Here is a 20,502-nt window from a genome sequence, read left to right on the forward strand (position 1 = left end):
CCCCGATCAAGCGCTTGCAGCAAAAAAAGTTCAAGGGGTCGCGAAACGGGGCGACGAAGGCCAGCTTTGGCCGGCGCATCGCATAATGATTGCATGAACAGCGCAGATCCCCACACCAGCATTCCCGTACTGACCATTGACGGGCCCTCCGGCTCCGGCAAGGGCACCATCAGCCGCCTTGTCTCGCAGAAACTGGGTTGGCATTACCTCGATTCAGGCGCCCTGTACCGGGCGGTCGGCGTCGCCGCCGGCTGGGCCGACCTCGACCTGGCCGACCCGGCGGCCCTGGTCCGCTGCACCTTCGATACCCGGATCGGCTTCCGCGACGACCCCTCCGGGGAGCTGCGGGTGCTGGTCAACGACATCGACGCCACTGACGAGCTGCGCACCGAGACCGCCGGAGCGGCCGCCTCGGCCATTGCCGCGATCCCGGAGGTCCGGGCGGCCCTGAAGGACCGCCAGCGTGCTTTCCGCCAGGCCCCGGGCCTGGTCGCAGACGGCCGTGACATGGGTACGGTCATCTTCCCGGACGCCGCCTTCAAGGTGTTTCTGACCGCCAGTGCCGACGAAAGGGCGGAAAGGCGCTATAAGCAGTTGAAAGACAAGGGGGTTTCAGTTAATTTAGATGGTCTGCTGCGGGAGATCCTTGCCCGCGACGCCCGCGATGCCAGTCGCGCGGTGGCTCCGTTGCGCCCGGCCGATGACGCCGTTCGCATCGACACCACCGGCCTTGGCATCGATGCGGTCGTCGAGCGTGTACTGCAACTGGTGACGCCATAAGCGCTGCCAGTTGCAAGCGCGTTGAACGAACGTAGCAGGACGATGTTGCAAACCAAACGCCATCGCAATCCCGCGATGGTCAATCAACCAACACATGGCGTGGCTTCATCGCGCCACATAACGGGTGGGTCGACCACGTGCTGCTTGAAGTCATCCGACGTGGATGACCATGACAGCCGGTGCGGCCCGTGTGTTCAACAGAGTATTTTTCAATGACCGAATCATTTGCCGAGCTGTTCGAACAAAGCCAGACCAATCTGGCCAAGCTGAAGCCGGGCGCAATCGTCACCGGTGTTGTCGTGGAAGTCCGCGGCGACGTCGTGGTGATCAACGCCGGCCTGAAGTCCGAAGGCATCGTGCCGATCGAACAGTTCCGTAACGACGCGGGCGAGATCGACGTGGCCGTGGGCGACGAAGTCAAGGTCGCACTCGACTCGATCGAGAACGGCTTCGGCGAGACCGTCCTGTCGCGCGAGAAGGCCAAGCGCGCCATGGTGTGGGACGAACTCGAGCAGGCGCTCGAGAAGAACGAGACCATCACCGGCCGCATCTCCGGCAAGGTCAAGGGCGGCTTCACGGTCGACATCAAGGACGTGCGCGGCTTCCTGCCGGGCTCCCTGGTCGACGTGCGCCCGGTCCGCGACTCCGCGTACCTGGAAGGCAAGGAGCTCGAGTTCAAGCTCATCAAGCTCGACCGCAAGCGCAACAACATCGTCGTCTCCCGCCGTGCGGTGGTCGAGAGCGAGTACAGCGTCGAGCGCGAGCAGCTGCTCGAGAAGCTGCAGGAAGGCGCGATCCTCAAGGGCGTCGTCAAGAACCTCACCGATTACGGTGCGTTCGTCGACCTCGGCGGCATCGATGGCCTGCTGCACATCACCGACATGGCGTGGAAGCGCGTGCGTCACCCGTCGGAAGTGGTGGAAGTCGGCCAGGAGCTGGACGTCCGCGTGCTCAAGTACGACCGCGAGCGCAACCGCGTCAGCCTCGGCCTCAAGCAGCTGGGCGAGGATCCGTGGGACAACATCGCCCGTCGCTACCCGGCCAACACCCGCGTGTTCGGCAAGGTCTCCAACGTCACCGATTACGGCGCGTTCGTCGAGATCGAGCCGGGCGTGGAAGGCCTGGTGCACGTGTCCGAGATGGATTGGACCAACAAGAACGTCAACCCGTCCAAGATCGTGCAGGTCGGTGACGAGGTTCAGGTCATGGTCCTGGACGTCGACGAGGAGCGTCGCCGCATCTCGCTGGGCATGAAGCAGGTCACCAGCAACCCGTGGGAAACCTTTGCCGCCATCCACAAGAAGGGCGACAAGGTTTCGGGCCAGATCAAGTCGATCACCGACTTCGGCATCTTCATCGGCCTGGACGGCGGTATCGATGGCCTGGTCCACCTGTCCGACCTGAGCTGGGCAACCACCGGCGAAGACGTGGTCCGCAACTTCAAGAAGGGCGACAACCTGGAAGCCGTCGTGCTCGCCGTCGATCCGGAGCGCGAGCGCATCAGCCTGGGCGTCAAGCAGCTTGAGCAGGACCCGATGGGCCAGTACGTGGCGACCAACGCCAAGGGCTCGATCGTCAAGGGCAAGGTCAAGGAAGTCGACGCCAAGGGCGCGACCATCGAGCTCGACAATGGCGTGGAAGGCTACGTTGCCGCCCGCGACATCGCCAAGGAGCGCGTCGAGGATGCTTCGCAGCACCTCAAGGTCGGCCAGGAAGTCGAAGCCAAGATCATCGGCACGGACCGCAAGGGCCGTTCGATGCAGCTGTCGATCAAGGCCAAGGACGAAGCCGAGCAGCAGGAGGCGCTGGCGGACTACAACCGTTCGTCCACGTCCGATGCTTCCAGCGGCACGACCAAGCTGGGCGCGCTCCTGCGCGAGCAGCTGGGCAACAAGTCCGAGTAATCCTGCGTCGCACGCTCGTAAGGGCGTGCCTCGGCAGCGTGGTATGTGGTAACCGCGAAGGCGGTCCGGCTCGTTCGGACCGCCTTCCTTCTAAGTCCCAGCCGTCGCGAGCAACCGTTCCCAGCCATGACCAAATCCGAGCTCATCGAGATCCTTTCGCAGCGTCAGGCCCACCTGAAGGGCGAAGACGTGGATCTGGCGGTGAAGGCGCTGCTCGAGATGATGGGCGGGTCGCTGTCGGGTGGAGAGCGGATCGAGATCCGCGGCTTCGGAAGCTTCTCCCTGCATTACCGTCCGCCGCGCCTGGGTCGCAATCCCAAGACGGGCGAATCGGTTGCACTTCCCGGCAAGCACGTGCCGCATTTCAAGCCGGGCAAGGAACTGCGCGAGCGCGTCAGTGGCGTCGTGCCGCTCGACGAAGCCGACTGATTCCGCTTCGGTTCCGCTTCGGTTCCGCTTCGGTTCCGCCGCCGCCTGGTTCATCCCGGCCGCGCACGGCCTACTCAATGGCGTTGTCAGGCCCTAAGCTACCGTCGATCATTGCGGTCGCCCGGAGGGCTTCATGCGCCTGCTTCGTTTGCTCATCGCCATTGCCTGCCTGGCCGCCGGTGCCATCATTGGTGCCCTCAACCGCGCGCCGGTTCTCGTCGATCTGGGCTTCGCCCGACTGCCCAGCAACCTGGGCGTGGCATTGATCGTCGCCCTGCTGCTGGGCGTGCTGGTCGGCGGACTGGCCATCAGCGCCAGCGTTGTCCTGCCGTTGCGTCGGCGCCTTGCACTCGCGCAGCGCCAGGTTCCTTCTCCCGTTTCGCATACGACCGCTTCCCCCGGGGCATGACGCATGGCGTTCATCAGTGAGTGGTTCTGGTTCTTCCTGCTGCTGCCGATCGCGGCGGTCAGCGGCTGGATCATCGGTCGACGCGGTGGCGAGCGCCACAGCGATACTCAGGTCAGTCGCCTGTCGACGACCTATTTCCGCGGCCTGAACTACCTGCTCAACGAGCAGCCGGACAAGGCCATCGAGCTGTTCCTGCATATCGCCGAGCTCGACAAGGACACCTTCGAGACGCAGGTCGCGCTTGGCCACTTGTTCCGCCGTCGCGGTGAGGTCGATCGCGCGATCCGCCTGCACCAGGCGCTGGTGCAGCGTCCCGGGCTGAGCGACCAGCAACGCGTGCAGGCGCTGCTGGCGCTGGGCGAGGACTACATGCGCTCGGGCCTGCTGGATCGCGCCGAGACAGTGTTCAGCGATCTGGTCGCACTGGACATGCGTGCGCCGCTGGCATTGCGCCACCTGATCGGCATCTATCAGTCCGAGCGCGACTGGGACAAGGCGATCGAGAACGCACGGCGTTTCGAGGAAGCCACCGGCGAGCCGATGGGCAAGCTGATCGCGCAGTTCGAGTGCGAACTGGCCGAGCGCCATCGCGCCGCCGGCGACATCGTTGCCGCGCAGGAGGCGGTGAAGCGCGCTTACGAGGCCGACGCCAACTCGGTCCGCGCGGGCATGATCGAGGGTCGGCTCGAAGTGGAGGCGGGCAGCGACGCCGGCGCCATCCGCGCCTTCGAACGCGTCGCGCGCGTCGATGCCGACTATCTGCCGGAGATCCTGCCGCAGCTGCTGGCCTGCTACGAGCGTGCGGGTGATACACCCGGGGCCCATGCGTTCCTGGCCGAGATGACCGAGCACTATCGCGGCATCGCCCCGGTGCTGGCGTTGACGCGCATGGTCGAGCAGGAAGACGGCGTGCCGGCGGCGCGGGCCTACCTTGCCCGACAACTCAAGGATCGCCCCTCGGTTCGCGGCGAAGCGGCGCTGATCGACCTGACCCTGGCCGAAGGCGCCGACCCGGCGGCGACGCTGCACGATCTCAAGCACATCACTGACCAGTTGCTGGTGCGCAATCCCAGCTACCGCTGCAATCGTTGCGGGTTCGGCGCGCGCAGCCACCACTGGCAGTGCCCGAGCTGCAAGGAATGGGGAACGATCAAGCCGCTGCTGAACTACGCGGTGGTCTGACATGCTGCAGTGGTTGGCGATCTACTTCTGCATCGGCGTGGCAGGAACCTGGCTGGCGCGTCGCTATGCGATCAGGCAATCGCTGATCGACCAGCCCGGCGAGCGTCGCAGCCACGACGTCGCCACGCCGCGAGGTGGCGGCATCGCGATCGTCATTGCCGTGGCGGTTGCCGCCTGCGCGCTGGCATTGCAGCGGCCGCTCGATGCGCCGCTGCTGGCGGCATTCGGGGTTGGCCTGCTGCTCGTCGCCGGCATTGGCTGGGTCGACGATCACCGGCCGCTTTCGCCCTGGTGGCGACTGATCGTGCATGTTGTGGCGGCGGGGTTGTTCGGACTCGCGGTAGCGGATGTCTACCAGTCGCCCTGGCTGGGCGCATGTGCATTCGCTGCGACCATCGGCCTGACCAACGTCTGGAACTTCATGGACGGCATCAACGGCCTGGCGGCGAGCCAGGCGGCCCTGGTCGCTGCCGGCCTGGCGGCGATGGCCAGCGGCGTCTGGGGGCTGCTGGGCATGGCGCTGGCGGCCGCATGCATCGGTTTTCTGCCGTTCAATTTCCCCCGCGCGAGAATTTTTCTCGGTGACGTGGGTAGCGGCGCCATAGGATTCTCTGTGGCAGCGCTGGCAGTGGTGGCTGGCGCCCGGCTCGGGTCGCACTTCTGGGTCGTGCTGTTGCCGTTGTCGGTGTTCCTCGTCGACGCCGGCCTGACCCTGCTGCGGCGTCTGCTGCGGGGTGAGCGCTGGTGGACCCCGCACACCCAGCATGCCTACCAGGCCTGGGCCCGGAGCGTGGGTCACAACCGGGTGACGCTGGCTTATGCAGGCGCGACGGCGGTGGCGATTTTGGCGGCGTTCTGGCTTGCGTCACACCCTGACATCGCCTTCATCACCAGTATCACACTCGCGTGGTATACCTGCTGCGCTTTTTTATGGGTCGGGCTGCAGAAGGCCGGTTCTTTCCGGACACCGACTTCAATTTGATTCAGATTGGCATTCAGAAGAGGGGCATGGAATGAGCTCATGGCGTGATCGGTGGAAGAGTGGCCTCCCGCGAATGGCGGTGGTCGCTCACGATCTCGCAATGGTGTGGGTGGTGTGGCAGGCCCTGCATCGTCTGCGCTGGGGTATCGAAGCCAACGCACCCGCCATTCCGCTCTGGTCGGCCGAGATCGCGCTCGTGCTGGCGGCCCAGGGACTGGTGTTCTGGCAGGTCGGCCTCTATCGCGGCCTGTGGCGCTTTGCTGGCGTCCCCGACCTGTGGAACATCCTCAAGGCTTCGATCCTGGGGCTGTTCGCGATCGTTCTCGGCCTGTTCCTCTATAACCGGCTCGACAGCGTGCCGCGTACGGTGCTGGTGCTCTATCCGCTGGTGCTGATGGGCATGCTCGGCGCACCGCGCCTGATGTATCGCGCGTGGAAGGACAGCCGGATGGATGCATTCGGCGGTGCCTCGGTGCGCATCCTGATCCTCGGTGCCGGTCACGCAGGTGAAGCGCTGGTGCGCGATCTGCGCCGCTCGGGCACCTACCAGCCGGTGGGTTTCCTCGACGATGCCGCGCGCCTGCGCGGCAGCAAGGTGCAGGGCGTGCCGGTGCTCGGTCGCGTCCAGGACGTGGCCGAGATCGCCCGCGAGACCGCGGCCAAGCTGCTCGTCATCGCCATGCCGTCGGCCGACGCCAATGCGCTCCAGCGTGTGGTTGTTTCCTGCGAACGCACCGGCCTGCCATTCCGCATGGTGCCCAAGCTGCAGGACGTGCTAGAGGGCCGTTCGTTGCCGGGCGAACTCAAGGAGGTCGCGATCGAGGACCTGCTGGGTCGCAAGCCGGTGATGCCCGACTGGAAGGCGATCCGCTCCTGGCTCGGCGCGCGTTCGGTGCTGGTCACCGGCGCCGGTGGCTCGATCGGTTCGGAGCTGTGCCGCCAGTGCGCACGCCATGGTGCGCGACGCATCGCCCTGATCGAGATCGACGAACTCGCCCTGACCACGACCGAAGCCGCACTGCGTCGTGATTTCCCGGATCTTGAATACATCGCAGTGCTTGGCGATTGCGGCGACCCTGCGGTGATTGCGCACGCACTGTCGCGCGCCGAGCCCGACGCGGTGTTCCATGCCGCCGCCTACAAGCAGGTGCCGCTGCTCGAATTGCAGCTGCGCGAGGCAGTGCGCAACAACGTGCTTTCGACGGAGACGGTTGCGCGCGCCTGCCGCGGCGCCGGCGTCGGTACGTTCGTGCTGATCTCCACCGACAAGGCGGTCGACCCGGTCAACGTGCTCGGCGCGACCAAGCGCCTGGCGGAGATGTCCTGCCAGGCACTGGCCGACCAGCGCTCCACGCGCTTCGTCACCGTGCGCTTCGGCAACGTGCTCGACTCGGCCGGCAGCGTGGTCCCGCTGTTCCGCGAGCAGATCCGCGCCGGTGGACCGGTCACGGTTACCGACCCGGAAGTGACGCGCTTCTTCATGACGATTCCCGAGGCCTGCCAGCTGATCCTGCAGGCATCGGCGATCGGAACGCACGAGGCGATCTACACCCTCGACATGGGCGAGCCCGTGCCGATCCGGTTGCTCGCCGAGCAGATGATCCGCTTGGCCGGCAAGCATCCCGGTCGCGACATCGCCGTGGTCTATACCGGCCTTCGTCCGGGCGAGAAGCTGCACGAAACGCTGTTCCATGCCGACGAGCGTTACCGCCAGACCGCCCACCCGAAGATCCTCCAGGCCGAACCCCGCGACGTGTCGTCCACGCACATCGAGAACGCCGTGGCGCAGCTGCGCGAAGCGTCGGTCCGTTATGATCTCGACGCGCTCGGCCATCTGCTGCGGAGCGCCGTCCCCGAATTCCAGCCGGTTGGCGCACACCCGGATTACCAGGAATCGGCAACGGTGGTGGCGTTCCCGGCGCGTAACGCAAGGAAGATTTGATGTCGGTTCGGATTCGCAAAGCTGTGTTCCCGGTGGCCGGTCTGGGCACCCGTTTTCTTCCCGCGACCAAGACCGTTCCCAAGGAAATGCTGCCTATCATCGATCGGCCGCTGATCCAGTACGCCGTTGACGAGGCGGTCGAAGCGGGCTGCGACACGCTGGTGTTCGTCACCAACCGCTACAAGCATGCGGTCGCCGACTACTTCGACAAGGCCTACGAACTCGAGCAGAAGCTCGAGCAGAGCGGCAAGACCGAGCAGCTGGAACTGATCCGCAACGTGCTGCCCAAGGGCGTGCGTGCGGTGTTCGTCACCCAGGCCGAAGCACTGGGCCTTGGCCATGCGGTGTTGTGTGCAAAGCCGGTGATCGGCGACGAACCCTTTGCCGTGCTGCTGCCTGACGACCTGATATGGAACCGTGGGCCCGGTGCGCTGGCGCAGATGGCCGACGCCGCCCAGGCTTCCGGAGCAAGCATCATTGCCGTGCAGGACGTGCCGCGCGACCAGACCGGCAGCTACGGCATCGTCGCCACCGACTCTTTCAAGGGTCGGCAGGGCCGGATCAACGCGATCGTCGAGAAGCCCCAGCCGGAAGTGGCGCCGAGCACGCTGGCCGTGGTCGGCCGCTATGTGCTCAATCCGCGCATCTTCTCGCTGCTGGAAACCACGACGCCCGGCGCCGGCGGTGAAATCCAGCTGACCGACGCCATTGCCGCGCTGCTGCAGGAAGAGGCGGTCAACGCCTACCGCTTCCAGGGCACGCGCTTCGACTGCGGCACCCACATCGGTCTCATCGAGGCAACGATCCGCTACGCGCTCGATCACGAGAAACTCAGCGATTCGGCGCGCCTGCTGATGCAGAACGCACTGGCCGAGCTGGGCGTCGAAGAGCTCGGCTGAGCACCGTTTGCTGGGCCGCTGCACGAATCGTGTGGAACCGTGGGAGCAATGATGAGCGAGCAGGGCACGGCCACGCCGTCCGATAGCACGCCGCCTGACATCACCTGGTCAGATTTCGAGAAGGTGATGATCTGCGCCGGCACGGTGCAACGGGTCGAGGCGTTCCCCGAGGCGCGCAAGCCGGCATGGAAGCTGTGGGTGGATTTCGGTCCCCACGGGGTGCGCAAGACCAGCGCGCAGATCAAGGATCTCTACGCCGCCGAAGACCTCGTCGGACGGCAGATAGTCGGCGTGATCAACTTCCCGCCCAAGCAAGTCGGGCCGTTCGTGTCGGAGTTCCTGCTGACAGGATTTCCCACCGCGGACGGCGTGGTGGTCACCGCGATCGAACGACCCGTGCCGAACGGGACGCGCCTGGCCTGAAGCGCCGGCAAAACGAAAACGGGCAGCCATCGGGCTGCCCGTTTCGTTTCCAGCGCCCGGGAACTCAGAGCGCTTCGAAGATGCCCGCCGCGCCCATGCCGGTGCCGATGCACATGGTCACCATGCCGTACTTGAGCTGGCGACGACGCAGGCCGTGCACGATGGTCGCGGTGCGGATCGCACCGGTGGCGCCGAGCGGGTGGCCGAGCGCGATCGCGCCGCCGAGCGGATTGACCTTGGATGGGTCCAGGCCGGAATCGCGGATCACGGCCAGCGCCTGCGCGGCGAAGGCTTCGTTGAGTTCGATCCAGTCCAGCTGGTCCTTGCTCAGGCCGGCCTGCTTGAGCGCCTTGGGGATCGCCGCGATCGGGCCGATACCCATCACTTCCGGGCGCACGCCGGCGACCGAGAAGCTGACGAAGCGCGCCAGCGGGGTCAGGCCGTAGTCCTTGATCGCCTGCTCGGAGGCGAGCAGCACCGCACCGGCGCCGTCGCTCATCTGCGAGCTGTTGCCGGCAGTGACGCTGCCGCCGAACTGGGCGTTGCGGAACACCGGGCGCAGCTTGCCCAGGCCTTCGATCGAGGTGTCCGGACGTGGGCCTTCATCGATCTCGACGATCGACGTCCTGACCCGGATGGCATTGCCGCCGAGATCGGGAATGCGCGAGATCACTTCATACGGGCTGATCTCGGACTTGAACTCGCCGGCCTGGATCGCCGCGATGGCCTTCTGGTGCGAGGCCAGGGCGAACGCGTCCTGGTCTTCGCGCGAGACCTTCCACTCCTCGGCGACCTTTTCGGCGGTGATGCCCATGCCGTAGGCAATGGCGACGTTCTCGTCCTTGGCGAACACCTGCGGGCTCAGGGCGACCTTGTTGCCCATCATCGGCACCATCGACATCGACTCGGTACCGCCGGCCAGCATCAGGTCGGAGTTGCCGAGACGGATCTGGTCGGCCGCCATCGCCACGGCCTGCAGGCCCGACGAGCAGAAGCGGTTGATGGTCTGCGCGGCGATGGTATTGGGCAGGCCGGCCAGCAGCGCGCCGATGCGCGCCACGTTCATGCCTTGCTCGCCCTCGGGCATGGCGCAGCCGATGATCGCGTCATCGATGCGGCCCAGGTCGATGCCCGGTGCCTGCGCCACGACCGAGCGCAGCACGTGGGCGAGCATTTCGTCGGGACGGGTGTTGCGGAAGACGCCGCGCGGTGCCTTGCCGACCGGAGTACGGGTGGCGGCGACAATGTAGGCGTCCTGGATCTGCTTGGTCATTTCGATATGTCCTGTGTCGTCGTCGCTTAGTTGCGCAGCGGCTTGCCGGTCTTGAGCATGTGCGCGATGCGCTCCTGCGTCTTGGGCATCTGCGCCAGTGCGACGAAATGCTCGCGCTCGAGCTTGAGCAGCCATTCCTCGTCGACCAGCGCACCACGGTCCACCCCGCCGCCGCACATCACCGTGGCGATGCGGGTTGCGATCTCGTAGTCGTGCGGCGAGATGAAACGGCCTTCCAGCATGTTGACCAGCATCATCTTGAACGTGGCGATGCCGACGTCGCCGGCGACCTGTATGCGACGGGCGGGCAGGGGCGGGCGGTAGCCGGATTCGGCCAGCGCGCGCGCCTGCTGGCGTGCCACGTGCAGCAGCTCGAAGGCGTTGAAGACGACGCTGTCGCTGTCGCGGGCGAGCTTGAGTTCGCGGGCTTCGAAGGCCGAGGTCGAGACCTTGCCCATGGCCACGCTCTCGAACGCGGTCTTGAGCTGGGCGAAGACATCGCCGCCCGGACCTGCGGCTTCGGAGGCGCGCACGGCGAACTCCTTCAGGCCGCCACCGGCCGGCAGCAGGCCGACGCCGGCTTCGACCAGGCCGATGTAGCTTTCCAGCGAGAACACGCTGTGGGCCGCATGCATCTGGAACTCGCAGCCGCCGCCCAGCGCCAGGCCGCGCACGGCGGCAACCACCGGCACCAGCGAGTACTTGATGCGCTGGCTGGTGGCCTGGAAGTTGGCGACCATCGCCTCGAAGCCCTTGACGTCACCGGCCTGCAGCAGGCCCAGCGCACCGGCCAGGTCGGCGCCGGCGGAGAAGGGTTCCTTCGGCTGCCAGATCACCAGGCCGGCGAAGTCGCGCTCGGCGATGCCGATGGCTTCCTGCAGGCCATTGAGGACGAAGTCGTTGACCGTGTGCATCTTGGTCTTGAAGCCGACCACGGCGATGTCGTCGCCCTCGTCGGCCCACATGCGGATGCCTTCGTTCTCGAAGACCGTGCGGCCCTGCGAGAACTTCTCGCCGAGCAGCGGATCGGGGAAGCGCTGGCGCGCGTACACCGGATTGGAGGAGCGAGGCACATTGGCGCTGCGGGCCGGGCTGAAGCTGCCGTCGGCGCCATGCACGCCGTCGCGGCCATCGAACACCCAGTTCGGCAGCGGTGCGCTGCTCATCGCCTTGCCGGCGACGATGTCCTCGGCGATCCAGTCGGCGACCTGCTTCCAGCCTGAGGCCTGCCAGGTCTCGAACGGGCCGAGCGACCAGCCGTAACCCCAGCGCATGGCGAAGTCGATGTCGCGCGCGGTGTCGGCGATCGATTCGAGATGGAACGCGCTGTAGTGGAAGGTGTCGCGGAAGATCGCCCACAGGAACTGCGCCTGCGGATGCGCGCTGCCGCGCAGCGCGGCGAACTTCTTCGCCGGGTCCTTTTCCTTGAGCAGGCCGGCCACTTCCGGGTCGAGCTCACCGGCCGAGGCGCGGTAATCCTGCGCCTTCAGGTCGAGAACCAGGATGTCCTTGCCGCGCTTGGTGTACACGCCGGCGCCGCTCTTCTGGCCCAGTGCGCCCTTCTCGATCAGCGCCGCCAACCACTTGGGCGCCTTGAAGTAGCTGTGCCACGGGTCTTCCGGCAGCGTGTCGGCCATGGTCTTGATGACGTGGGCCATCGTGTCCAGGCCGACCACGTCGGCGGTGCGGAACGTCGCCGACTTGGGCCGGCCGATGGCCGGGCCGGTCAGCGCGTCGACGGTGTCGAAGCCCAGGCCGAACTGCTCGGTGTGGTGCATGCCGGCCAGCATCGAGAACACGCCGATGCGGTTGCCGATGAAGTTCGGGGTGTCCTTGGCGATCACCACGCCCTTGCCCAGGGTGGTGGTCAGGAAGGTTTCCAGCGACTCGAGCACGTCGTCGTCGGTGGTCCTGGCCGGAATGAGTTCGGCCAGGTGCATGTAGCGCGGCGGATTGAAGAAGTGCACGCCGCAGAAGCGGTGGCGCAGCTGCTCCGGCAGCACTTCGGCCAGCTTGTTGATGCCCAGGCCCGAGGTGTTGCTGGCCAGCACGGTGTGCGCGGCCACGAACGGGGCGATCTTCTTGTACAGGTCCTGCTTCCAGTCCATCCGTTCGGCGATGGCCTCGATGATCAGGTCGCAGCCGCGCAACTGCTCCAGTCCGGTCTCGTAGTTGGCCGCGGTGATGCGCTCGGCCAGGGCCTTGCTGGCGAGCGGGGCGGGGCTGAGCTTGCCGAGGTTGGCGATGGCCTTGGCGACGACGCCATTGGGGTCGCCCTCCTTGGCCGGCAGGTCGAACAGCACCGTGTCGACACCGGCATTGGTCAGGTGCGCAGCGATCTGCGCGCCCATGACACCGGCGCCGAGGACGGCCACGCGGCGTACAAGCAGTTTCTTAGACATGTTGTGCAAATCCTTGTTTATACAAGACTTTAGTGCTTACGGCTTGAAAACTCTGGTGATCAACGCTTCGGTTCGACCTTGAATCCGGCCGCGGCGAAGTGGATCAGTTCACGTGCTGCCCGCTCACGATGCGCCGCCTCGGTGACACCGGCGGGACGCTTGATCAGGCCGAAGTCCGCCATGGCATAGGTCAGGGCGCCGGCCAGGAAGTCCAGGCGCCAGTAGAGCTCTTCCTTGCTCAGGCCCGGCACGCAGACGGCAATCGCCTTGCCGAATTCGCGCAGGACGTGGCCGTAGTGATCGGACAGGAACTTGCGCAGGCGGTCGTTCTTTTCCGCGTACGCGCGGGCGACGACACGGACGAACGCGCCGCCGCCGTGGCGGTCCTGGGCCATGGCCAGGGCCGGCTGCACGAAGGCGGCCAGAATCGGCTCCAGCTCGCCCGGGTGCTGCTCGATGGCGATCTTGAGGGCGCCAAGGCGCTGCGCGCTCATGTCGTCCATGCGGCGGCGGAAGACCTCGTTGACCAGGTTCTCCTTGCTGCCGAAGTGGTAGTTGACCGCGGCGATGTTCACGTCGGCGCGGCTGGTGACCTGGCGCAGCGAGGTCCCGGTAAAGCCGAACTGGGCGAACAGTTCCTCGGCGGCGCCGAGAATGCGGTCCTTGGTGGAGAAGTGGGCGGTGGCGGCCATGGAGGGTCCTGCGAGCAGTGAAGCGACGGTCTGAATCAAACGCTTGTTTGATGCTAGTCCCGACTGCCTGAACCGTCAACGCCGAGTTCCGCCACGACGTGCAAAAGGGGCCCGTAATCCGCTAGAATTACCGGAGCCTTGTGGGCTAAACCCGCGTTCCGACGCGGGTTTTTCTGTTATCCTCGGGCGCGAACCCACGGTTCGGCTGCCCGCCTACCCGGAGAAATTCCATGGCGCTGGAGCGCACCCTTTCGATCATCAAGCCCGACGCCGTCGCCAAGAACGTCATCGGTGAGATCTATACCCGCTTCGAGAAGGCAGGCCTCAAGGTCGTCGCCGCAAAGATGAAGCACCTGTCCAAGCAGGAAGCCGAAGGCTTCTACGCCGTGCACCGCGAGCGCCCGTTCTTCAACGCGCTGGTCGAGTTCATGATCTCCGGCCCGGTGATGATCCAGGCGCTGGAAGGCGAGGGCGCAGTGCTCAAGAACCGCGACCTGATGGGCGCAACCAATCCGAAGGACGCCGCGCCGGGCACGATCCGCGCCGACTTCGCCGACAGCATCGATGCCAACGCCGTGCACGGTTCGGACAGCCTGGAGAACGCCGCGAACGAGATCGCGTATTTCTTCCCGGCCACCGGCGTCTACGGTCGCTGATAGCGACACGAGCAGGCCATGACCACGCAACGCGACACCATCGAACTCCACCTCGCTGACGCAGGCACCGCGGCGGCGACGGAGTCGGCTGTGGCCGCTGCGCCGGTTGTTGCCGGCAAGCGCGCGGTCGAGTCGGGCAAGACCAATCTGTTCGACCTCGACCGCGTCTCGCTCGAGCGATTCTTCGAAGAATCGCTCGGCGAGAAGAAGTTCCGTGCGCACCAGGTGATGAAGTGGATCCATCACCGCTACGTCACCGACTTCAACGACATGACCGACCTGGGCAAGGCGCTGCGCGCCAAGCTCGAACAGCACGCCGTCGTTCAGGTTCCCCAGGTCGTGCTCGACAAGGCGTCCACCGACGGCACCCACAAGTGGCTGCTGGGCATGGACACCAAGAACGCCATCGAAACGGTGTTCATCCCCGACAAGGGCCGAGGCACGTTGTGCGTGTCCTCGCAGGTGGGCTGCGCGCTCAACTGCACCTTCTGCTCGACCGCGACCCAGGGCTTCAACCGCAACCTGTCGACCGCCGAGATCATCGGCCAGGTCTGGGTGGCGGCGCGTCACCTCGGCAATGTCCCGCACCAGCAGCGCAAGCTGACCAACGTGGTGATGATGGGCATGGGCGAGCCGCTGGCGAACTTCGACAACGTCGTGCGCGCGATGAGCATCATGCGCGACGATCTGGGCTACGGCCTGGCCAACAAGCGCGTGACGCTGTCGACCGCCGGCATGGTGCCGATGATCGACCGCCTGGGCGAGGAGAGCGACGTGTCGCTCGCCGTCTCGCTGCATGCGCCCAACGATGAGCTGCGCAGCGAACTGGTGCCGCTCAACAAGAAGTACCCGATCGAGCAGCTGATGGAAGCGTGCGTGCGCTATGCGCTGCGCAAGCGCGGCAGCTCCGTCACGTTCGAATACACCCTGATGAAGGGCGTCAACGACCAGCCCCAGCATGCCCGCCAGCTGCTGCGCCTGCTGCGCCAGTTCGACAACGCGGTACAGATGAAGGACGCGGCGAAGGTCAACCTGATCCCGTTCAATCCATTCCCGGGCACGCGCTACGAGCGCCCCGATGAAGTCGCGATCCGCGCCTTCCAGAAACTGCTCAACGACGCCGGCATGATCGCGCCGGTGCGCCGCACCCGCGGTGACGACATCGATGCGGCATGTGGCCAGCTCAAGGGCCAGGTCATGGATCGCACGCGTCGCCAGGCCGAATTCCGCAAGCAACTGCAGGCGCAGGGGCTGGGCGATGAAGCAGCCTGACGCCCGCAGCGAAGGCTTGACCCACGGTGGCAACGGCCGCCGGATGCTCCGTCTGTCCCTGCTCGTGCTGGTCCTGGCCGCCACCAGTGGCTGCAGCAAGCTGACGTTCGTGCGGCAGGATTTCAGCCGCGGCGACTACGACCAGATCGCACGCAAGGTCGATGTCAGCGACGACAAGCGCGACAAGGCATCGACCACCCGGGTGCATCTGCAGCGCGCACAGGAAAAGCTGATGACCGGCGACAACGCCGGCGCCGAGCGCGAAGCGCGCCTGGCCCTCAAGATCGACCCCGCGTCGGCCGATGCCTACACCCTGCTGGGTGCGGCCGCCGAGCGCAGCGGTGCGACCGCCCAGGCCGGCGAACACTACCGCCGCGCGACCGAGCTGGCTCCGGCCAGTGGCGGCGTGCTCAACAACTACGGCGTCTGGCTGTGCGGACAGGGCCAGGCGGCGCAGTCCCTGGCCTGGTTCGACAAGGCCCTGGCCGACACCAGCTATGCGACCCCGGCGATGGCCCTGGCCAATGCCGGCAGCTGTTCGCTCCGGGCTGGCCAGGACGCGCGCGCCGCCCGTAACCTTCGCGACGCCATTGCCCTGGACCCGACCAACCCGGTCGCCCTCGGGGCGCTGGCCGAGCTGGAGTTCCGCCAGGGGCGGGCCTTCGAGGCGCGGGCCTTCTCGGAGCGCCGCCTGGCAGCAGCACCGGCCGACAAGAGCTCGTTGTTGCTTGCGTCACAGATCGAACAAAAACTCGGCGACACGGCAGCCGCCGCAAGATACGTTCAGCGAATGAGGGCGGAGTTCCCTGAGACGCAGGGCTCCGGCATGGGGGATGACGGCAGGCGATGATGGGCACTTCTATTGACGTTGCGCCCGAAATGGGCGCCAGCTGCGGCGTGCGCCTGAAACAGGCCCGCGAGCAGGCGGGGCTGTCGCAGGAAGAAGTCGCTGCGAGCCTGAAGATTCCGGTGCGGGTGCTGCGCCAGCTCGAGTCCGGAGACCCGGACCAGCTCGGGGCGCCGGTGTTCGTGCGCGGCCAGATGCGCAGCTATGCGCGCCTGCTGGGCATCGACCTGGAAGACCAGCTGCGAAACGGCGTGGCCGCTCCGGTGGCGCCTTCGGAGCTGGTCAGCCACACCTACACCCCGCGCTACCGCCATGTCTTCGACCAGGTCACGCGTCGGGCGATCTATATCGTGCTGACGGCGGCGATCGCGGTTCCGGTCTGGCTGGCGACGCGTTCGCCGCACCAGTCCACCGTGCAGTCGCTGGAAGTTCCGGCGACGCCGGCCGGGCAGGGCGAACTGCCGTCGACGGCGCCGGCTCCGCAGGGCGTGCAGCGCACGCCGCTGATCGCGTCCATTGCGCCGCTGTCGGCGGCATCGGCGCAGACCGCGCTGTCGCTGAAGTTCAACGGCGACAGCTGGATCCAGATCATCGGCAACAACGGCACCACCCTGGAGCAGGGGCTTCTGGGTGCCGGGCAGGAGCGCAGCTACGGCGCTGGCGAGGTTTCCCGCGTCGTGCTGGGCAATTCCACCGCCGTTGAAGTGCGCCAAGCCGGCAAGACGGTCGATCTGACGCCGTTCAGCCGCGCGAACGTGGCGCGCTTTACGCTATCCTCTGACGGTTCCCTGACGCCGGTCGCTGACTGACCCGCGCGCGGGTCATCCCTCGTCACCGGTCCATGCGGGCCGGTGTTCCTCATTGGGTTCCCGCCGCAGGGCGGGGGCGACACAGCAGCTTTGGAATGGCAGCTCCCGAATGGCAATAGACGACCTTCTCGACGAACACGAACAAAGCGAGCGCGTCCTGCAATGGCTGCGCAACAACGGAGCCGGCCTGATTGGCGGCATCGTGCTCGGCCTGGCGGCAATCGGTGGCTGGAAGTGGTGGGAACATCGCGGCGAGCAGACGCAACTGGAACTTTCGAACCAGTACCAGGCGACGCTCGATGCCATCAAGGCCAAAGACAAGAACGCACCGGCCAAGGTCAAGGCGCTTGCTGACAGCACCTACCACGACCTGGCCGCGCTCGAGCTTGCCCGCTCGCAGGTAGACGCGCGCCAGAACGACGCCGCGATCGCCACGCTGCGTGCGATCAGGAGCAGCGACCCGGCCATCACCGACGTCGTCAACCAGCGCCTGGCGCGCTTGCTGATCGAAGCCAAGCAGGCCGACGCCGCGCTCAAGCTGCTGGCCAATGCCAGCAGCGCCGGAGCAATGGAAGTGCGCGGCGATGCGCAGTTCGCCCTGGGCCAGCTCGAACAGGCCCGCGCCTCGTACTCGCAGGCGCTTGCCAAGCTGGACGTCGCCTCGCAGCAGCGGCGCGTGATCGAACTCAAACTCAACCAGGCCGGCGGCGCGCCGGCCACGCCCGAGGCCAAGTCCTGATGAAGCACCGCACGATGCTGATGCGTACCTCCCTCGTGCTGCTGTGCGCGGCTTCGCTCGCGGGCTGCTCGACCGTCAAGGGCTGGTTCGGCGGTGACGACAAGAAGAAGGACGACGGCAAGCCCAATGAGCCGACCGAGCTGACCGACATCACGCCGTCGGTGACCGTGTCCAAGCTCTGGTCGGCCAACGCCGGCAAGGGCGAGGGCCGCATGGGCGTGCGCCAGGGTCCGGTCGTGGCTGACGGCCGCGTATACGCCGCCGCCATCGAAGGCGGGGTGCATGCCTTCGATCTGCAGAACGGCAAGTCGATCTGGGAATACCGCCCGGAGAAGAAGTCCGAGCTGGCCGTTTCCGGCGGCCCCGGCGTTGGCGAAGGCCTGGTCGTGGTGGGCGGACTCAACGGCGAAGTGATCGCCCTGGACGCGGCCACCGGCGAGAAGAAGTGGGAAGCGAAGGTGACCAACGAGGTCATCGCCGCACCCGCGATCGGCATGGGCACGGTGTTCGTGCGCTCCAACGATGGCCGGGTGACCGCCTTCGATGCCGCCAACGGCGAGCGTCGCTGGTTCTGGGTGCAGGAAGTGCCGATGCTGTCGGTGCGCGGCAACGACGCGCCCCAGCTGGGCCCGGGTTTCGTCTTCATCGGCAACGACGATGGCTCGGTGACGGCGCTGTCGGCCACCGACGGGCGTCCGCTGTGGGAGCAGGCAGTGGGGCAGGCCGAAGGCCGCACCGAGCTTGACCGCATGGCCGACGTCGACGGTACGCCGGTGCTGGACGGCACCACGCTGTTCGCCACGAGCTTCAAGAAGCAGACCCTGGCCATCGACGCCCCGAGCGGACGGCCGATGTGGCAGAGCGAGCATGGCGGCGCCGGCCGGATCGGCATGGGCAGCGACCGCCTGGTCGTGACCGACACCAGCGGCATCGTGTTCGGCCTGGACAAGAGCGGCGGCAGCGCCCTGTGGCAGCAGCCGGGCCTGGCGCGCCGCAACGTGACCGGTGCGGCGATCCAGGGCGATTTCGCCGTGGTTGCCGACTACGACGGTTACGTGCACTGGCTCAAGCTCGATAACGGCGAGTTCGCAGCCCGCGAACGCGTCGGTGGCAAGGCCGTACGCGCCGCGCCGGTGGTGGCCGACGGCATTGCCATCGTCCAGAACGTGTCGGGCGAGCTGACCGCGTTCCGCCTGCAGTAAGGCCGGGCGCGCCACCTCGAACGCAGATCGGCCCAGCGCCCCGCGGCGCTGGGCTGTTTCCCTTTTTGTGACCGGGCAGTCATCATGCGCTGCGGCCTCCGGCCCGTGCAGCGGCTCCTTGCCCGGTTTCGACGCCCCAACCCCGGGGCGTGTCTGCCCCGAACGGGCCGATCCTGGCGGGTTTTCTGGCTGATTTTCCGGCTAATTCTGCGCCATACCCAATCCACTTCTTATCGGCTTTCGCCCATGCTTCCGCTAGTTGCCCTCGTTGGCCGCCCCAACGTCGGAAAATCGACCCTCTTCAATGCGCTCACGCGCAGTCGCGACGCCCTGGTCCATGACGAACCGGGCGTGACCCGCGATCGCCACTACGGCGTGTGCCGGCCGGAGGGCAAGCAATCGTTCGCCGTGGTCGACACCGGCGGCATCGCCGGCGTGGACGAGGGCCTGGCCGGCGCGACCGCACGCCAGGCCCGCTCCGCGGCCGAGGAAGCCGACCTGGTGTTGTTCATCGTCGACGGCCGCGAAGGCGCCTCGGCCCTGGATGACGAGATCCTGGCGTGGCTGCGCAAGAGCGCGCGACCGACCATGCTGGTGATCAACAAGATCGACGGCATCGATGCCCAGGCTGCGCGCAACGATTTCGCCCGCTATGGGTTCAGCGACGTCGTCACGGTGTCGTCGGCGCACCGCCAGGGCATCGACGAACTGATCGACGAAAGCCTCCAGCGCTTGCCGGATGTAGGGGCCGCGACCGAACTCGACACCGATCCCTCGCGCATCCGCATCGCCTTCATCGGCCGACCGAACGTCGGCAAGTCGACCCTGGTCAATCGCCTGCTTGGCGAAGAACGGATGATCGCCTCCGAAGTGCCGGGCACCACCCGCGACTCGGTGGCCATCGACATGGAGCGTGACGGTCGCCTGTACCGGCTGATCGACACGGCCGGCCTGCGCCGCAAGTCGCGCGTCGACGAGGCAGTGGAAAAGTTCTCGATCATCAAGACCCTGCAGGCGATCGAGCAGTGCCAGGTTGCGGTGATCATGCTCGATGCCGGCGAAGGCGTGACCGACCAGGATGCGAGCGTGCTCGGTTATGCGCTGGACGCCGGTCGCGCGCTCGTGGTGGCGGTGAACAAGTGGGACAACCAGACCGACTACCAGCGCCAGCAGGCCGAGCAGTTGCTCGCCCGCAAGCTGAGTTTCGTCGAGTGGGCCGAGGCGGTGCGCATCAGCGCCAAGCATGGCTCGGGCCTGCGCGAACTGTTCAAGGCGATTCACCGCGCGCACGCCTCGGCGACGCACGAGTTCAGCACCAGCGAAGTCAACAAGGCGCTGGAAGTGGCGTACGAGACCAACCCGCCGCCGGTCGTGCGCGGGCATGTCCCCAAGCTGCGCTATGCCCACCCGGCGGCGAACAACCCGCCGACGTTCGTCGTGCATGGCACCCGCCTGCGCACCCTGAGCGATTCCTACAAGCGCTATCTGGAGAACTTCTTCCGCAAGCGCTTCAAGCTGGTCGGCACGCCGGTGCGTTTCGTGTTCAAGGAAGGCACGAATCCGTACGAAGGCAAGAAGAACGTCCTCAGCCAGCGCCAGGTCGTCAAGAAGCGCCGCATGATCCGGCACGTCAAACGCGGAAAGTGACGTTCCGGCCGCG

The 20,502-nt window shown here is 66.4% G+C and carries 19 protein-coding genes; 16 read left to right on the plus strand and 3 right to left on the minus strand.

Annotated elements, in window-relative coordinates:
- Nucleotides 1–93: 93 nt before the first annotated feature.
- The 9 genes from cmk (at nt 94) to AB4Y64_RS09545 (ending at nt 8,950) form a co-directional block, all read left to right on the plus strand.
- Nucleotides 94–780, plus strand: a complete 687-nt coding sequence (gene cmk, locus AB4Y64_RS09505; protein ID WP_441816197.1) for a (d)CMP kinase — start codon at nt 94–96, stop codon at nt 778–780.
- Nucleotides 781–992: 212 nt separating this feature from the next.
- The gene (rpsA, locus tag AB4Y64_RS09510; RefSeq protein ID WP_441816198.1) at nt 993–2,684 is read left to right on the plus strand and encodes a 30S ribosomal protein S1; all 1,692 of its coding nucleotides are present in this window, start codon (nt 993–995) and stop codon (nt 2,682–2,684) included.
- 126 nt (nt 2,685–2,810) lie between these two features.
- Entirely contained in the window at nt 2,811–3,113 is a 303-nt protein-coding gene (locus tag AB4Y64_RS09515) for an integration host factor subunit beta (protein WP_158731172.1), read from the plus strand.
- A 133-nt stretch (nt 3,114–3,246) separates the two neighbouring features.
- The gene (locus tag AB4Y64_RS09520) at nt 3,247–3,522 is read left to right on the plus strand and encodes a lipopolysaccharide assembly protein LapA domain-containing protein (protein WP_441816199.1); all 276 of its coding nucleotides are present in this window, start codon (nt 3,247–3,249) and stop codon (nt 3,520–3,522) included.
- Nucleotides 3,523–3,525: 3 nt separating this feature from the next.
- Nucleotides 3,526–4,704: a lipopolysaccharide assembly protein LapB gene (gene lapB, locus AB4Y64_RS09525; RefSeq protein ID WP_441816200.1), complete on the plus strand. Its 1,179-nt coding sequence runs from the start codon at nt 3,526–3,528 to the stop codon at nt 4,702–4,704.
- Between the two features lies 1 nt (nt 4,705).
- The gene (locus AB4Y64_RS09530; protein WP_441816201.1) at nt 4,706–5,686 is read left to right on the plus strand and encodes a lipopolysaccharide biosynthesis protein; all 981 of its coding nucleotides are present in this window, start codon (nt 4,706–4,708) and stop codon (nt 5,684–5,686) included.
- Nucleotides 5,687–5,717: 31 nt separating this feature from the next.
- Nucleotides 5,718–7,628, plus strand: coding sequence for a polysaccharide biosynthesis protein (locus AB4Y64_RS09535; RefSeq protein WP_441816202.1), 1,911 nt, complete (start codon nt 5,718–5,720; stop codon nt 7,626–7,628).
- Complete coding sequence (galU, locus tag AB4Y64_RS09540; RefSeq protein WP_441816203.1) at nt 7,628–8,527, plus strand: UTP--glucose-1-phosphate uridylyltransferase GalU; 900 nt, start codon at nt 7,628–7,630, stop codon at nt 8,525–8,527. Before AB4Y64_RS09535 ends, galU begins: the two co-directional genes overlap by 1 nt.
- 51 nt (nt 8,528–8,578) lie before the next feature.
- Nucleotides 8,579–8,950 (plus strand): tRNA-binding protein, encoded by a 372-nt coding sequence (locus AB4Y64_RS09545; protein WP_441816204.1) that lies wholly within the window; start codon nt 8,579–8,581, stop codon nt 8,948–8,950.
- Between the two features lie 64 nt (nt 8,951–9,014).
- Here the strand turns inward: AB4Y64_RS09545 and AB4Y64_RS09550 are convergent, their stop codons facing one another.
- The 3 genes from AB4Y64_RS09550 to AB4Y64_RS09560 are packed head-to-tail and all read right to left on the minus strand — an operon-like array spanning nt 9,015 to nt 13,317.
- Nucleotides 9,015–10,223, minus strand: a complete 1,209-nt coding sequence (locus AB4Y64_RS09550; protein WP_441816205.1) for an acetyl-CoA C-acyltransferase — start codon at nt 10,221–10,223, stop codon at nt 9,015–9,017.
- Between the two features lie 26 nt (nt 10,224–10,249).
- Nucleotides 10,250–12,625: a 3-hydroxyacyl-CoA dehydrogenase/enoyl-CoA hydratase family protein gene (locus tag AB4Y64_RS09555; RefSeq protein WP_441816206.1), complete on the minus strand. Its 2,376-nt coding sequence runs from the start codon at nt 12,623–12,625 to the stop codon at nt 10,250–10,252.
- Between the two features lie 59 nt (nt 12,626–12,684).
- A complete protein-coding gene (locus AB4Y64_RS09560; RefSeq protein WP_441816207.1) occupies nt 12,685–13,317 on the minus strand; it encodes a TetR/AcrR family transcriptional regulator in 633 nt (210 codons plus the stop codon).
- 230 nt (nt 13,318–13,547) lie between these two features.
- On the opposite strand from AB4Y64_RS09560, the gene ndk reads away from it, so the two are divergent.
- The 7 genes from ndk to der all read left to right on the plus strand — a co-directional run bounded on the left by ndk (nt 13,548) and on the right by der (nt 20,489).
- Nucleotides 13,548–13,973: a nucleoside-diphosphate kinase gene (gene ndk / locus AB4Y64_RS09565; protein WP_441816208.1), complete on the plus strand. Its 426-nt coding sequence runs from the start codon at nt 13,548–13,550 to the stop codon at nt 13,971–13,973.
- An 18-nt stretch (nt 13,974–13,991) separates the two neighbouring features.
- A complete protein-coding gene (rlmN, locus tag AB4Y64_RS09570) occupies nt 13,992–15,245 on the plus strand; it encodes a 23S rRNA (adenine(2503)-C(2))-methyltransferase RlmN (RefSeq protein WP_441816209.1) in 1,254 nt (417 codons plus the stop codon).
- Nucleotides 15,232–16,095, plus strand: a complete 864-nt coding sequence (gene pilW, locus AB4Y64_RS09575; protein ID WP_441816210.1) for a type IV pilus biogenesis/stability protein PilW — start codon at nt 15,232–15,234, stop codon at nt 16,093–16,095. The genes rlmN and pilW overlap by 14 nt, the downstream gene beginning before the upstream one ends.
- Nucleotides 16,092–16,901 carry a helix-turn-helix domain-containing protein gene (locus AB4Y64_RS09580; protein ID WP_441816211.1) on the plus strand — a complete coding sequence of 270 codons (810 nt, stop codon included), beginning with the start codon at nt 16,092–16,094 and terminating at the stop codon, nt 16,899–16,901. Before pilW ends, AB4Y64_RS09580 begins: the two co-directional genes overlap by 4 nt.
- A gap of 109 nt (nt 16,902–17,010) precedes the next feature.
- Complete coding sequence (locus tag AB4Y64_RS09585) at nt 17,011–17,640, plus strand: YfgM family protein (protein ID WP_441816212.1); 630 nt, start codon at nt 17,011–17,013, stop codon at nt 17,638–17,640.
- Nucleotides 17,640–18,842 carry an outer membrane protein assembly factor BamB gene (bamB, locus tag AB4Y64_RS09590; RefSeq protein WP_441816213.1) on the plus strand — a complete coding sequence of 401 codons (1,203 nt, stop codon included), beginning with the start codon at nt 17,640–17,642 and terminating at the stop codon, nt 18,840–18,842. Before AB4Y64_RS09585 ends, bamB begins: the two co-directional genes overlap by 1 nt.
- A gap of 246 nt (nt 18,843–19,088) precedes the next feature.
- A complete protein-coding gene (gene der / locus AB4Y64_RS09595) occupies nt 19,089–20,489 on the plus strand; it encodes a ribosome biogenesis GTPase Der (RefSeq protein ID WP_441816214.1) in 1,401 nt (466 codons plus the stop codon).
- The last annotated feature ends 13 nt before the right edge of the window (nt 20,490–20,502 follow it).

It is taken from the genome of Lysobacter sp. TAF61 (assembly GCF_052113485.1).
In the GTDB taxonomy this organism is placed as follows: domain Bacteria; phylum Pseudomonadota; class Gammaproteobacteria; order Xanthomonadales; family Xanthomonadaceae; genus Lysobacter_J.